This is a genomic window from Pseudomonas sp. TTU2014-080ASC (genome assembly GCF_001446935.1).
GTDB lineage: Bacteria > Pseudomonadota > Gammaproteobacteria > Pseudomonadales > Pseudomonadaceae > Aquipseudomonas.
In genome coordinates this window covers 689,171-703,639 of record NZ_LKKK01000011.1, presented here as the reverse complement: position 1 = coordinate 703,639, position 14,469 = coordinate 689,171, and the positions used below count along the sequence as shown (strand labels likewise).

Here is a 14,469-nt window from a genome sequence, read left to right as displayed (position 1 = left end):
TAATGTTTGCTCACCAATACATAACGCTAAAGACGGAAACGTCCTGCCATCTCCCGCAGCGAACTCCCGAGCTGGGCCAGGCGGACACTGGCATTGGCCGAGTCATCCATAGCCAATGCCGACTCTTCGGCAATGCCCCGAATACTGGTCACACTCTGGCTAATCTCATCAGCCACAGCCGTTTGCTGCTCAGCTGCGGCAGCAATTTGCTGATTCATCTCATATATCTGGCTGACCGCTTCGGCAATTTGCGTCAGCTGCACTTCGGTTTGCTGTGCATCCGCCACCACCTGAGCGATCAGACCACTACTGCGGCTCATGTTACTGACCGAACGCTGGCTACCCTCGCGCAAAGCCCCAATCAGGCTCTCAATCTCCGCAGTGGACTTCTGCGTACGTTGCGCCAACGCTCTGACCTCATCCGCCACAACCGCAAAGCCCCGGCCTTGCTCGCCTGCCCGCGCGGCCTCAATCGCTGCGTTGAGGGCAAGCAGGTTTGTTTGCTCGGCAACCGCCTTGATGACATCCAGGACCGACTCAATCCGCTGTGTTTCAGCACTCAAATGCTCGATGCTGGTGGCACTGATGTTCAGAGCCTCTGATAACTGGTCAATTCGCCCCAATGTCTGCTTCACCACACTGACACCATTGCCCACGCGCTGATCAGCTTGTGCTGTTGATGCAGCAGCAGTTTCTGCACTGCGGGCGACTTCGTGCACGGTTGCACTCATTTCAGTCATGGCGGTTGCGACCTGATCCGTCTCCAGCTTTTGCCCGTTAACACCGACACGCGTCTGCTCAGTCACCTGTGAAAGCGACTGCGCAGAAGTCGAAATCTGTTCAACACCATCCTGCAACTGCCCGACCATCTCCCGCAGGTTCTGCGCCATGTTGCCCATCGCTGCCTGCAACTGGCCGATTTCATCACTGCGCGCGACTTCAATACGCGCACTCAAATCGCCTGAAGCAATCCGCTGTGCCTGCACAGTCACCTCGCGCAGCGGCCGCACAATCAAGAGCGTGATCGTGAGTGTCGAAAGCAGCCCCAATAACAACGCCAACCCTGCTGCCAGTACGATCAACCAGGTACTGCGTTGTAACTGTGCAGCCAATTGTGCTCGCTGTTGTTCATAGGCTTGCCCGACCTGCTCCAGCATGCGCTCAGCCTGCTGGACCAAATTGAGGTACTCACTTTGCTGTTGCTGAACCAGAGAGGCATATTCGTTGAGGCGATCTGTAAAAGAGTTGAGATTGCCAATTACTTCACCCAAGACAGCGACATATCCCGGGTCGTCCATGGATTTACTTAACTCTTCGGCCAGTGTTTGCGCTTCTACAGCCTCAGAAATCTTACTCGGTACGGAATCACCGGCGCTGCGGCTTTTTTCCAGATAAGCCCGAGCCTGATCCATCGCCCTGAGAATTAACTGGTGAATTTTACTGATTTGCCCGGCCTGTACGACCATTGCGTCGCCTTCCAGCCCCTGACTCTCACGCATCTGATCCAGACCGTCTTCAGCAAGTCCTTCACTCAACAAATCAAGGCTGTTCGCAGCACTTAATACCAACCAGTTGGCTGCATCCAGGGCCAGATGCATGTTGTCGCGTAATTCCACATAGCGCACGAAACCAGCCCTGAATGACTCAAGCGCCTCATCAGCTGCCACCAGCTGACGTCCTTCGCTCTCGGACATATCAACACGCAAAGCGCCGGTATCCTCCAGCATCGCTTGCGCCTGCTCATTCAAGCCTTCAAACAGCGCTTTGTCTCCAGTCAGGGAATAGGATTGCTGGGTAAGGCGAAGCTGCATGACCTGAGTATTGATACCACTCATGCGCACCAGCAACTCAGAACGCTGACTCAGTGCCTGCAAGGCCCAAAAGGCTGTGACTGCCACCAAGATCGTGAGTATCAGCACAACCCCGAAACCCAACGAAAGCTTATAGGCTGTACTCAGGCTGGCGAAACGCCGCTGCAAAACACTCCACATAGCGCATTTCCTTTCAGAAGCCACAGCAGACAGCGTTGCACTGTCTGACAACTGTTTGGAACCATATGGAAATAGCCGTGCCCGCGACAAGCCAGAAAGCCTGTCACGGGTGGAATCAGCTAAGTGAGTGTCGTTTTTGAGGTATTTCCCGGCGATTGGCCCGACAAATACTCAAACCTGAAGCTCAGGTAGGACGCACCATGGTGAATACATCACGGGTGCGCGTATAAGACATACCGCCCAGACGGCCGACCAAATCCAGACGCTGCGGGTCCGCCCGACCTTTTTCATCCAGCACACGCTCATCAATATGAGCCACCAACACTTCGGCAAAGAGCAGATGGCAATTGGGGGCCTGCGGCGGATAAGGCATGGACTGCGCCAGACGGCACTCAAAGGCCACGGCAGCGCCTGCAACCCGAGGCGGTTTGACCTGCGTAGAGGATACGCTAGCGATCCCGCACTGCTCAAACTCACTGACACCATGAGCCAACTGAGCTGATGAAGCATTCATCTGTTCGGCATGTTCGAAATCGACCAGATGGATCACCAGCTCGCCGCTTTCCAGCACATTGATCAGCGTGTCTTTGTAGCTGCCATCTTCGCGGTGGTTGATGTTTACCAGCAACGTAGCCGGATCATCATTGATCACCTGAAAGAAACTGAACGGTGCCAGGTTACTGGCACCCTCTTTCGACAGACTGGAAACCCACGCAATTGGCCGTGGTGTGATGGTTGAGGCCAGCCAGCGATAACGCTCCAGTGGCTCCAGCTTGCTGAAATCTATTTGCATCAACGCCCCGCACGCGACTCACGAATATAGAACCGGGCACGCTCGGACTTGGCCGTGCAACCCTCATAACTTTCAAATTGCTGCTGGGTTTTGGCAGCCGTCAGCAGCGACAGTGCCTTGGAGTAACTGACCGTGCCAGCAAAGCCGTCAGCCTTGGCCAGATCAAGTTCTTTCCACGCCGCATCCAGTTGAGTAGCACAGCTGTTGCGATAAGCTGTTTTACCCGCACAGCCGGTCAGAACCAGCAGCGCGACAGATAACGCGATCAACACTTTCATCTTTGATCTCCCAGAATAATTAGAGTTATTGGCTGGTAGTTTGATCTGCAATCCCTGTAAAAGTGCCTGCTCAACCCTGCTTACGCGCCCGCAAGTAAGCCAATACTTCAGCCTGATCCCCGGCAAACTCGATGCGCGGGGCCTTGGATTCGCGTTGGAATACATACATCGGGTCGTAATACTCAGTTAGCAGTCCTTCAATCCAGCCGCGATGAGTATCGACACCGCGACCTTGCTCCTGTTCCCTCAACGCCTGCTGCATGATGTCCGCAAGACGCTGATAACGCTCACCACCCAGACGTTTAACGATATTAGTCAGGCTTTGCTGCAGACGCTCGGCAAATGCGCGAAAGCCCTCTTCCACGCCATACAGCTCAATGAACTCGGCGCTTAAATCCACCACGTAATCTTTAAGAATGCGTTCAATGCGGCTGTTTAAGCTGTCTTCGAGCCAGATCAGCGGCAGGCTCTGCATCCGCTGGTAAAGCACATGCGGCAGCGAACAGGAGCCGACAATGCGTCCCTCGTCCTCCAACACAAACTGATTAATGCCCGCCTCTCGCTTTTTCAGGATATCGACGGCCAACGCGTTTTCGAAACCGATCTGCGGTGGCTGCGCTGTGGCGCGCTTGCCGAAGCTGGAGCCGCGGTGATTGGCATGCCCTTCCAGATCCAGACTGTTGCTCAACTGGGCAATAACCTCAGTTTTGCCGGTCCCGGTCATGCCACCGACTAACACCAGATCACACTGCTCAACAGCCTGCTCGATGGTTTCAAGCAGGAAGGTCCGCATAGCCTTATAGCCACCAATCACACGGGGGTACTCAATGCCCGCCTCAGTTTTCAGCCACTGCTGAACAATCTGCGAGCGCAAACCACCCCGGAAGCAATACAGATAACCATCTGGATTCGCTTTGGCGAACGCCGCCCAAGCCTCTATACGCTCAGCCTTAACCGCGCCGCTGACCAGTTGATGGCCCAGCTCAATCGCAGCTTGCTGGCCTTGCTGCTTGTAACAAGTGCCGACCTTTTGCCGCTCGATATCACTCATCAGCGGCAGGTTGATCACTCCGGGGAATGCGCCTTTGCTGAATTCAACTGGGGCGCGGGCGTCCATCATCGGTACATCATTGATAAACAGGCTGCGGTAATCCGTGGCGTTATCGCGCATTACACCACCTCAACCGCATAACGCTGTCGTTCCAGCATCTGGCCAATCGGCTCAAGATTCAGCCCCAATTCAGCGGCAACAGCCAGGAACTCAGCCTCGCCTTCAGGACTTACAGCAACCAAAAGGCCGCCGCTGGTTTGTGGGTCACACAAGAGAGACTTCTGCTGCTCGCTCAGCGGTGCAACCTTGTCGCCGTAGCTGTCAAAGTTGCGCAAGGTGCCACCCGGCACACAGCCCTGCTCCAGGTAATACCCAACACCCGGCAGACGCGGCACTTTGGCAAACTCAAGCTGCGCGGTCAGGCCACTGCCATCGGCCATTTCCAGCAGATGGCCGAGCAAGCCGAAGCCGGTGACATCCGTCATGGCCTTAACGCCGGCCAACTTGCCAAAACGGCTGCCGGGCTTGTTAAGTGTGCACATCCAGTCGCGGGCCAGGCCTACATCTTCTGCACGCAACTTGGATTTTTTCTCAGCAGTGGTGAGGATGCCAATACCCAGCGGCTTGCTCAGGTACAGGCGGCAACCGGCTGTGGCACTGTCGTTACGCTTCATATGTTGCTTATCGACCAACCCGGTTACAGCCAGGCCAAAAATCGGCTCTGGCGCGTCAATCGAATGGCCACCCGCCAGCGGAATACCCGCCGCATCACACACCGCACGACCGCCGCGAATGACCTCGCGAGCCACTTCTGGCGGCAGCAAATTAACCGGCCAGCCCAGAATGGCGATGGCCATCAGCGGGTCACCGCCCATCGCGTAAATATCACTGATGGCATTGGTTGCCGCGATGCGCCCGAAGTCGTATGGATCATCAACAATCGGCATAAAGAAGTCAGTGGTAGATACAACGCCGCGCTCTTCGTCGATGGCGTAAACCGCTGCATCGTCACGGGAGGCATTGCCGACCCAGAGTTTCGGATCGAGATTCTGCGCGCCACTGCCAGCCAGAATCACTTCCAGCACTTTGGGGGAAATTTTGCACCCGCAACCAGCGCCGTGGCTGTATTGGGTCAGTCTGATGGGCTCGCTCATGGAAAAGGGTCTCTACCTCAGTAAGCCCGTTAGTTTAACAAATAGAGCCCAGGCAGGACGGCCCATGGTCACCTCTAACAACCCAGGCATCACAGTCTTAACAATACAAATGAGTATTTAATTCAAACTCGTGCTCCAACGGTTTTTCGCCCTGCAACTCCAACGCAGGTAGTTTTTAGATATGGCCCTAGGTATGTTCAGCCCTTCGGTCAGGGGAATTAAAGATGAGTAAACGCGTTGCACTGGTTCTTGGTTCAGGAGGAGCACGGGGCTATGCCCATATCGGCGTGATCGATGAACTGCTGGCCCGCGGCTATGAAATAGGCTGTATCGCAGGTTGTTCAATGGGAGCCGTGGTTGGCGGCATCTACGCAACAGGCAAGCTGGATGAATACCGGGAATGGACCGAAAGTCTTGATTACCTCGACGTACTGCGCCTGCTTGATGTGAGCTTCCGCCTTGGCGCCATTCGCGGGGAAAAGGTCTTTGGCAAAATCCACGAAATACTCGGTGAAATTAATATCGAAGACCTGCCAATCCCTTTCACCGCCGTTGCCACCGACCTGACCAACCAGCAGGAAATTTGGTTTCAGGAAGGCGATCTGCATCAGGCCATGCGCGCATCGGCCGCAATTCCCAGCCTGTTCACCCCTGTCGTCCAGGGCAACCGCATTCTGGTCGATGGCGGCCTGCTTAACCCACTGCCCATCGTGCCGGTTGTAGCCAGCCATTGCGATTTGATTGTGGCGGTCAACCTTAACGCCACCAACCAGACGCAATACGAGCTGCCAGTCATCACCCGAACGCCTGTGATCAAAGGTCGCTTCGACAACCTGATGAGTTCAATCGGCTCGCGCCTGCCCACTCTGCGGCGCAAATCCAATGATGCCGAAGACCTCGAAGAGTCCGACGAACAACTACTAATCGAGGCCAATCAGGACAGCGTGCCTGCAGAGGCCATCAACCCCTGGCAACGCCGGGTTGAAGAAGATACCAACAGTAAGTCCAACCGCACCAACGCCAGCGGCACCCGCCTCGCTGAACTACACGGCCCGGCCTCCCTGCTGGAACTGGTCAACCAGAGCTTTGAGGTGATGCAAACCTCACTGGCGCAATACAAGATCGCAGGCTACCCGCCGGACATTCTGATCAACGTGCCCAAACGCATCTGTCGCTTCTTCGAGTTCTACCGCGCGCCAGAGCTTATTCAGCTGGGACGGCAGATCGCCAGCGATACGTTGGATAAGTATGAGCGCGGGGAGCGTTAAGCGCTTTCGTTTATGACTCCCGCAAGCGATACCCCACGCCAGCCTCGGTGAGGATAAACCGGGGCGCTGTGGGGTCATCCCCCAGTTTCTGCCGCAGATGGCCGACGACAACCCGCAGGTAGTGGCTGTCTTCGACATGGCTGGGGCCCCAGATATCTTTGAGCAATTGCTGCTGGGTAACAACGCGGCCAATGTGTTGGGCCAGCAGAGCCAGCACGGCGTATTCCTTGCGGGTCAGGCTGATTTCGCTGCCATCAAGCGTGACCCGGCGATAGGCGAAATCCACCTGTAGCGGGCCGCTGCTGATCTGCGAAAGGGTCTGTTGAGGGCTGACGGACAGGCGCAGCAATACCCGCACCCGCGCCAGAAACTCCTGAATGCCAAACGGCTTGGTGACGTAATCATTGGCGCCGCCATCCAGCGCCAGCACTTTCTCCCCTTCACTGGCGCGGACAGACAGCACTAGGACCGGCACTGCAGACCAACTGCGCAGCTCGCGCAGCACGTCCTGCCCGTCCATATCCGGTAAACCGAGGTCCAGCACAACCAGATCAGGCGAGCCCAATGCTGCCTGCTCCAGCCCTTCGCGGCCATTGGCACCTTCCAGCACGTTGTAGCCTTGTGCAGACAGGCTGATGCGCAGAAACTTGCGAATCTGCGCCTCGTCGTCGATGACCAGAACGGTTGCGGGATTAGCACTCATGATTAGTCGTCGGGCTCCTCTTCCGGTAATGGCTGGCGCTGCATGGGCAGATGCAGGATCAGGCTGGCACCGCGGCCATCCAACCCGTCGCCCACACTCACGCGTCCTCCGTGAGCGCCGATCATACCCTGACAAATCGCCAGACCGAGACCGGTGCCCTGCCCGCCGCGGTCACCACGACTGGCGGTGTAGAACATGTCGAAGATTTTGTCCCGCTCATGCTCAGGAATACCCGGCCCCTGATCACTGACAATAAAACGCAGTTCTTCTGCATCGATCTCAACAGCCACCCGCAGCCGGCCTTGTGCAGGCGAAAAGCGTGCAGCGTTCTCCAGCACATTGACCAGCGCCTGTTCGATCAGGGCTGCGTGCACATACAGCAGCGGCAGCTCCTGCGGCATCTGGGTTTCCACCTGCAAAGGTGCCAACACCGGACGCAAACGCTGCAAGGCACTGCCGACAATATCCGCTGGCGCCACCCAATCCCGCGCCAGCTTCAGGCCGCCGTGACCAAGGCGGGTCATGTCGAGCAGATTCTGGATGTAGCGATCCAGCCGTTCGGCTTCATCCCGTGTGCCTTCCAGCAACTCACGGCGATCATCCGGCGGTATCTGCTCGCCCAGTGCCAGCAGGCTGTCGATGGAGCCGCGCATGGCGGTCAACGGTGTGCGCAGGTCATGGGACACAGAAGCCAGCAAGGCACTGCGCAGCTCTTCGGTTTGCCCGTGCAGGCGCGCCGCTTCCAGATCAGACGCCAACTGTGCCCGCTCCAGTGCCTGCGCCAGCGGCTGGCCCAGAGCGCTGAGCAAGCGACGACGCTCGACAGACAGCTCAATGCCTTCTTTTGGGCTCACACCTAACAGCGCCATCGGCCCTGACTCCCCCAGCAGCGGCAACCACCACCAGCTACCGCCGGGCAAGGTATCGGTACTTAGCCCGGCGGGTTGCTCGTGCTGCCAGGACCAATCGGCCGCTGCCCTTTCCTGCTCAGTCAACTCCCGCGTATTTCCAGCATCGACTACCCAGCTGTTTTCAGCCGTGCGGGACTGAACACGCACCTCAACATCCCGCCACAACTCCAATTGCTGCATGGCCGCGGCCAGCACTGCCTGCTTGTCTGTCGCAGCAGTCAGTTTGCGCGAAAGCTGTAGCAGCACCGTGGTTTCTGATTGGGTCTCACGCAGCGCATGCAACTGTCGACGCTGGCGGGAGGCCAGATTGCCGGTCAGCACCGCCATCATCAGGAAGAACAGCAGCGTCAGCACGTCCTCCTGCCGGGCGATAGTCAGGGTCATCGTCGGCGAGATAAACAGGAAGTTGTAGGCCAGAAACGACAGTCCGGCACAAACCAGTGCAGGCCCCAAACTGCTGCGCACAGCAACCAGCAAGACGGCAGCGAGGAAAATCAGCGAGATATTCGGCAGCTCCAATACGCTGGCCAGCCCCAGCGCTGCACCGGAGGCTGCGGCAGTGGCCAGAGCAGCCAACCAGTAATTGCGCCAGGCAAAGATTTTTGAACTGCGCCGGGGCTTGATTTCGGCGTCTTGCGGCACATCGAGCACGCTGATTTCCATGCCCAATCGTTGCTGTAGCAGGTGCTCAGCCAAGCCGCGCCTGGGCAACCAGTCGCCACCAAAACGACGTGGATTGCGGCCAATCAGAATCAGGCTGGCATGGCGCTCGCGGGCATATTCGATCAGGGTTCGGGCCAAGCTAGTCCCGCGCAGCCGCACTACCTCGCCCCCCAACCGCTCAGCCAGTTGCTGCGCCGCTTGCAGGTAGCCCAAGCGCTCCTCAGAACGCTCCCGGCCTGTGTCTACATGTACCACCGACCAAGGCAGATGACGCCGCTCCGCAACCCGGCAGGCGTGCCGCACCAGCCGCTCGGCATGGCTGTCGCCATCAATGCCCAACACCAGACAACCGCGCACGGCCGGAGCCGTCACGCCTTGTTGGCGATAGCGTCGATGCAGATCAGCATCTACCCGCGCTGCAGCCGTCTGCATGGCCAGCTCGCGTAGCGCGGTGAGGTTGGTCTGGCTGAAGAAGGCATCAATCGCGGCGCGGGCCTGATCCGGCACATATACCTTGCCTTCACGCAGGCGCTCCAGCAGCTCCCTAGGCGGCAGGTCGATCAGGAGGATTTCGTCAGCTTCCTGCAACACCCAGTCCGGCAGGGTTTCCCGCACCTGTATGCCGGTGATGTCGCGCACCTGATCATTCAGCGCTTCGAGGTGCTGCACGTTGACCGTGGTGTAGACGTCGATGCCAGCGTCAAGCAGTTCCTGCACATCCTGCCAGCGTTTACTGTGACGGCTGCCGGGCGCATTGCTGTGGGCCAGTTCATCCACCAGCAGCAGGCGCGGCGGATTGGCCAGAATGCCGTCCAAATCCATTTCGCTCAGCTGCATGCCCCGGTATTCGGTGCGCAGCAAAGGCTGTTGCGGCAGGCCGTTGAGCATGGCTTCGGTTTCTGCCCGGCCATGGGTTTCCACCACGCCGACACGCAAATCCACGCCCTGCTGCAACTGGCGCTGGGCCGCTTGCAACATGGCGTAGGTCTTGCCCACGCCCGGAGCAGCGCCGAGAAAGACCTTGAGCCGCCCGCGCCCTTCCCTTGGCAGCTCTTCCAGCAGGGCATCCGCCCGATCTGAATCCCTCATGCGCTCTACTCACTCCTCGAGATGGAGGGATTGTCCGCGAGCACTAAGTTAAGTGCCAGCACATTGACCACCGGCGGGCCGATCAGAGGGCGTTGTACATGCTCTGTAATCAGCTTCTCCAGCGCCCCTATTGGCATATCTCGGGCAGCGGCAATGCGCTGGATTTGAAACTGCGCGGCTTCCGCTGAGATATGCGGATCAAGCCCACTGCCGGACGTAGTCACCAGTTGCATCGGCACCGGCGCTGCATTGTCGCCCTTGAGCAGTGCCGCTTCCTTTGCAATGCGCTGTACCAACGCTGGATTGCTTGCCGCCAGATTGCTCGCACTGCTGGCCACAGTGGCGTAATCACCGGCTGAAGGCCGTGCATGGAACCACCGCGGCGCATCAAAGCGCTGTGCCAGCAACTGGCTGCCGCGTACTACACCGCTGCTATCTTGAACAAGGCTGCCATTGGCCTGCTCTGGGAAGGCAAGCTGCGCGACAGCCGTGACTGACAGCGGATAGACCACGCCAGTCAGTACAGTCATACAGGCCAACACAGCGAGAGCGGGACGAATATAAGTCAACATTTGAGTTCTCCTTACCCTGTTAACGCCTCAGACCAGCCCCAAGGCCACCAGCAACATGTCGATCAGCTTGATCCCTGCAAACGGTGCCAGCAGCCCGCCTACGCCATAGATCAGCAGATTGCGCCTAAGCAGTTGGGCCGCATCCAACGCTTTGACCCGCACTCCGCGCAGCGCCAGCGGTACCAGCGCGATGATGATCAGCGCGTTAAACACAATGGCCGACAGAATCGCGCTCTGCGGGCTGTGCAAGCGCATCAGGTTAAGCACGCCCAATTGCGGGTAGATACCAGCAAACAGCGCCGGAAGGATGGCGAAGTACTTGGCCACATCATTGGCCACCGAAAAGGTGGTTAGCGCGCCGCGGGTGACCAGCAACTCCTTGCCCACTTGCACCACATCCAGCAGCTTGGTCGGGTCGGAATCCAAGTCCACCAGATTGGTGGCTTCACGGGCAGCCTGTGTGCCGTCATTCATGGCCAGGCCCACATCGGCCTGCGCCAGCGCCGGTGCATCATTGGCACCGTCACCGCACATAGCCACCAGCTTGCCTTCGGCCTGCTCACTGCGAATGCGCTGGAGTTTCTTCTCCGGTGTGGCCTCGGCGATCAGGTCATCGACGCCCGCCTCAGCCGCAATCGCCGCTGCGGTCAGTGGGTTGTCGCCGGTCACCATCACGGTACGGATGCCCATCTGGCGCAGCTCGGCAAAGCGCTCACGAATGCCCGGTTTGACCACATCTTTAAGGTGAATGGCACCGAGCAGTTTGTCATCGACTGCAACCAGCAGCGGCGTGCCACCGCTCTGAGCGATTTTTTCCACTTCGCGTTTAAGCGATGCCGGCATCTGCTCCCGTGTGCTGCCCAGATAAGTCAGCAGCGCATCCACCGCCCCTTTGCGGTAGCGATGACCATCCCAGTTAGCGCCTGACAGGCGGGTTTCAGCACTGAAGGCAATCGCCTCCACTGCGCTGCGCTCTGCTGCTGTATTGGTGCCTGCATTGCGCAGGAACTCGACAATCGACTTACCTTCGGCCGTGTCGTCCGCCAGCGAGGACAGCAGTGTGGCTTCGTTCAGTTCCTGATCGGATATGCCGGGAGCCTTATGCAGCGCACTGCAGCGGCGGTTACCAAAGGTGATGGTGCCGGTCTTGTCCAGCAGCAGCACATGCACGTCCCCTGCAGCTTCAACCGCACGGCCGGATTTGGCGATCACGTTCAGGCGCACCAAACGGTCCATCCCGGCAATACCGATGGCCGACAGCAGGCCGCCGATTGTTGTAGGGATCAGCGTCACCAGCAGCGCAGCCAGGTAGATCAGCGGCAACTCGCCACCGGCATAACGGGCAAAGGGCTGCAAGGTCGCAACCACCAGCAGGAAGATCAGGGTCAGGCCGATCAGCAGGATATCCAGCGCCTGCTCGTTAGGGGTTTTCTTGCGTTTGGCGCCTTCAACCAGCGCGATCATGCGGTCCAGAGTCGATTCGCCGGGGTTGGCGGTGATCCGCACCAACAACCAGTCGGACACCACCTGCGTATTGCCAGTGACCGCCGAACGATCGCCACCGGATTCGCGAATCACCGGAGCCGATTCCCCGGTAATCGCAGCTTCGTTGACGGCGGCAATCCCTTCGATCACTTCACCGTCGCTGGGAATCATCTCTCCGGCTTCTACACGGACGATATCGCCGCTGCGCAAGCTGCTGGCGGCAACCGTCTCGAACTGTTCGCCCTTCTGCCGCCGCGCACTCAGCCCCTGACTGCCAGCCTTGAGGCTGTCCGCCCGGGCCTTGCCGCGCCCTTCTGCCAGCGCCTCGGCAAAATTGGCAAACAGCAGGGTGAACCATAGCCACAGGGCAATCTGCACAGACAAGCCAAGGGGCACCGCCGGATTGGGCACAAAGCACAGCAGTGTGGTGACAATCGCAGTCAACTCCACCACCAGCATCACCGGTGAACGCAGCAGTTGGCGCGGGTCGAGTTTGACGAAGGCCTGACGCAGTGCCGCAGGCCACAGAGCGGGTTGTTGGAGGGTCTTAACCTGAGTATCGATAGTGCTATTCATAACAATGCTCCCCTACAGGCCCGGCAACATGGCCAGATGCTCTGCAATCGGACCTAAGGCCAGCGCAGGCAGGAAGGTCAAACCACCCACCACCAGAATGATCACGCTCAGCAACACCACGAACAGCGGCCCGTGGGTGGGAAAGCTGTTGCTGCCTTGCGGCGCGCTCTTCTTCGCCGCCAGACCACCGGCAATCGCCAGCACCGGCAGGATGTAACCGAAGCGGCCCAACAACATGGCCAGCGCCATCATCAGGTTGTGATACGGGGTATTCGCGGAGAAACCGCCGAACGCTGAACCGTTATTGGCCGTCACCGAGGTGTAGTTGTAGAGCAGCTGGCTGAAACCATGGCCCCCCGGATTGCTCACTGAAGCCGCCGCGCCCGGCAGGCTCGCCGCCAGCGCGGCCAACACCAGCACGCCCAACGGCATCACCAGCAGCGTGGCCACCAGCAAGCGGACTTCTCGCGCCTCCAGTTTCTTGCCGAGGTATTCCGGAGTACGGCCGATCATCAGCCCGGCCAGAAACACGGTGATCAGCACAAACAGCAGCAAGCCATACAGCCCCGCGCCGATACCGCCGAAGATCACTTCGCCTAGCATCATGTTGAACATCGGCACCAAACCGCCGAGCGCGCTGAAGCTGTCGTGCATGGCGTTGACCGAACCGCTGGACGCCGCTGTGGTTGCTACTGCCCACAGTGCTGAAGCAACGCTGCCAAAGCGGCTTTCCTTGCCTTCCAGCGAGCCAACTTGCTCGACCGGCAGGCTGGCCAGCAGCGGGTTCGGCTGCAGTTCCGCATACAGGGTCACACCCAGCCCAACGCAGAACAGCAACAGCACGCAAGCCAACAGGGCTCGGCTCTGGCGCAAGTCCTTCACGTAATGGCCGAAGGTAAAAATAAGCGCAGCCGGAATCAGCAGGATGGATACCAGCTCGAACAGGTTGCTCCAGGCTGTCGGATTCTCAAAGGGATGGGCCGAGTTCACGCCAAAGAAGCCGCCACCGTTGGTGCCTAACTGCTTGATAGCGATCTGGCTGGCAGCCGGGCCTAACGGTACGACCTGCTCGTGGCCGCCTAACGTCTGCACATGCACATACTCATGAACGCTCTGCGGCACGCCCTGCCACACCAGCAACACCGCCAGCACCAGCGCAAACGGCAGCAAGCCATACAGTGTGGCGCGGGTCAGATCGACCCAAAAGTTGCCCACGCTGCGGCTGGAGCGGCGGCTAAAGCCACGGCAAAGCACCACCAGCACGGCCAGCCCAACCGCCGGGCTGACAAAGTTCTGCACACCCAGACCAACCATCTGGCTGAAATAGCTCAGGGTTGATTCGCCGCTGTAGGCCTGCCAGTTGGTGTTGGTGACAAAACTCACAGCTGTGTTGAGCGCCAGGCTCCATTCAAGGCCCGGTAAATGCTGCGGATTCAGGGGGAGCAAGCCCTGCAACATGAGGATCGCAAACAGTGCCAGCAGGCTTATCAGGGTAAACGCCAGCAGTGCCAGGCTGTAGCGTCGCCAGTCCTGTTCAGCGCCCTGATCAACGCCCGCCATGCGATAGAAAAACCGTTCAACCGGCCCCAACAGCGACGTCAGGCAGGTTCTTTCGCCCTCCATCGCCCGGTACAGGTAGCGGCCTATAAAAGGCGCTGGCACCAGCAGCAACACGAAAAACAGCGCCAGCAGCGCCCAATCGTAACTGTGCATATGCCCTCCTACGCCTGTTCAGCGCGCAGAAGCGCAAGCAGCAGATAAATGAACAGTCCCACAGCCAAAGCCAGGGACACACCATCAAGAACGCTCATGACTTGCTCCATTTCAAGGCATTAGTCGCCTGAAACAGAGTCTCGCGGTGAACAGCGTAAAGGTTCGATTGGCGCAGCAGTGGCTGCGCATAAAGAATCCGTAAAGATTCACCGGACAGCGCCT

12 protein-coding genes and 1 pseudogene are annotated in these 14,469 nt (G+C 58.6%); 1 reads left to right on the top strand and 12 read right to left on the bottom strand.

From position 1 onward, the window contains the following. Nucleotides 1-26: 26 nt before the first annotated feature. From AO726_RS21605 to selD, 6 genes and pseudogenes are all read right to left on the bottom strand, one after another. On the bottom strand, nucleotides 27-740 hold the full coding sequence (locus AO726_RS21605) for a methyl-accepting chemotaxis protein (RefSeq protein ID WP_446737427.1): 714 nt from the start codon (nucleotides 738-740) through the stop codon (nucleotides 27-29). A 141-nt stretch (nucleotides 741-881) separates the two neighbouring features. Beyond that, nucleotides 882-1,157, bottom strand: a pseudogene (locus AO726_RS21600) (HAMP domain-containing protein); the annotation flags it as partial. 1,018 nt (nucleotides 1,158-2,175) lie between these two features. Next, nucleotides 2,176-2,784, bottom strand: a complete 609-nt coding sequence (locus AO726_RS13690; protein ID WP_058068616.1) for a flavin reductase family protein — start codon at nucleotides 2,782-2,784, stop codon at nucleotides 2,176-2,178. Continuing rightward, the gene (locus AO726_RS13685) at nucleotides 2,784-3,062 is read right to left on the bottom strand and encodes a hypothetical protein (protein WP_058068615.1); all 279 of its coding nucleotides are present in this window, start codon (nucleotides 3,060-3,062) and stop codon (nucleotides 2,784-2,786) included. Before AO726_RS13685 ends, AO726_RS13690 begins: the two co-directional genes overlap by 1 nt. A 70-nt stretch (nucleotides 3,063-3,132) precedes the next feature. Then, nucleotides 3,133-4,233, bottom strand: coding sequence for a tRNA 2-selenouridine(34) synthase MnmH (gene mnmH / locus AO726_RS13680; protein ID WP_058068614.1), 1,101 nt, complete (start codon nucleotides 4,231-4,233; stop codon nucleotides 3,133-3,135). After that, nucleotides 4,233-5,267 carry a selenide, water dikinase SelD gene (gene selD, locus AO726_RS13675; RefSeq protein WP_058068613.1) on the bottom strand — a complete coding sequence of 345 codons (1,035 nt, stop codon included), beginning with the start codon at nucleotides 5,265-5,267 and terminating at the stop codon, nucleotides 4,233-4,235. Before selD ends, mnmH begins: the two co-directional genes overlap by 1 nt. A gap of 224 nt (nucleotides 5,268-5,491) precedes the next feature. Here selD and AO726_RS13670 point away from each other — a divergent pair, with 224 nt between their 5' ends. Next, a complete protein-coding gene (locus AO726_RS13670; protein ID WP_058068612.1) occupies nucleotides 5,492-6,535 on the top strand; it encodes a patatin-like phospholipase family protein in 1,044 nt (347 codons plus the stop codon). 10 nt (nucleotides 6,536-6,545) lie between these two features. Here AO726_RS13670 and AO726_RS13665 read toward each other — a convergent pair whose 3' ends face one another. The 6 genes from AO726_RS13665 to kdpF are packed head-to-tail and all read right to left on the bottom strand — an operon-like array spanning nucleotide 6,546 to nucleotide 14,345. After that, entirely contained in the window at nucleotides 6,546-7,238 is a 693-nt protein-coding gene (locus AO726_RS13665) for a response regulator (RefSeq protein WP_058068611.1), read from the bottom strand. A gap of 2 nt (nucleotides 7,239-7,240) precedes the next feature. Continuing rightward, nucleotides 7,241-9,901 (bottom strand): sensor histidine kinase, encoded by a 2,661-nt coding sequence (locus AO726_RS13660; protein ID WP_058068610.1) that lies wholly within the window; start codon nucleotides 9,899-9,901, stop codon nucleotides 7,241-7,243. 5 nt (nucleotides 9,902-9,906) lie between these two features. Continuing rightward, the gene (gene kdpC, locus AO726_RS13655; protein ID WP_058068609.1) at nucleotides 9,907-10,473 is read right to left on the bottom strand and encodes a potassium-transporting ATPase subunit KdpC; all 567 of its coding nucleotides are present in this window, start codon (nucleotides 10,471-10,473) and stop codon (nucleotides 9,907-9,909) included. A 27-nt stretch (nucleotides 10,474-10,500) separates the two neighbouring features. Then, on the bottom strand, nucleotides 10,501-12,534 hold the full coding sequence (kdpB, locus tag AO726_RS13650) for a potassium-transporting ATPase subunit KdpB (protein ID WP_058068608.1): 2,034 nt from the start codon (nucleotides 12,532-12,534) through the stop codon (nucleotides 10,501-10,503). 12 nt (nucleotides 12,535-12,546) lie between these two features. Further along, entirely contained in the window at nucleotides 12,547-14,247 is a 1,701-nt protein-coding gene (gene kdpA / locus AO726_RS13645) for a potassium-transporting ATPase subunit KdpA (RefSeq protein ID WP_058068607.1), read from the bottom strand. Nucleotides 14,248-14,255: 8 nt separating this feature from the next. Next, nucleotides 14,256-14,345, bottom strand: a complete 90-nt coding sequence (gene kdpF / locus AO726_RS21005; protein WP_152987290.1) for a K(+)-transporting ATPase subunit F — start codon at nucleotides 14,343-14,345, stop codon at nucleotides 14,256-14,258. Between the last annotated feature and the right edge of the window lie 124 nt (nucleotides 14,346-14,469).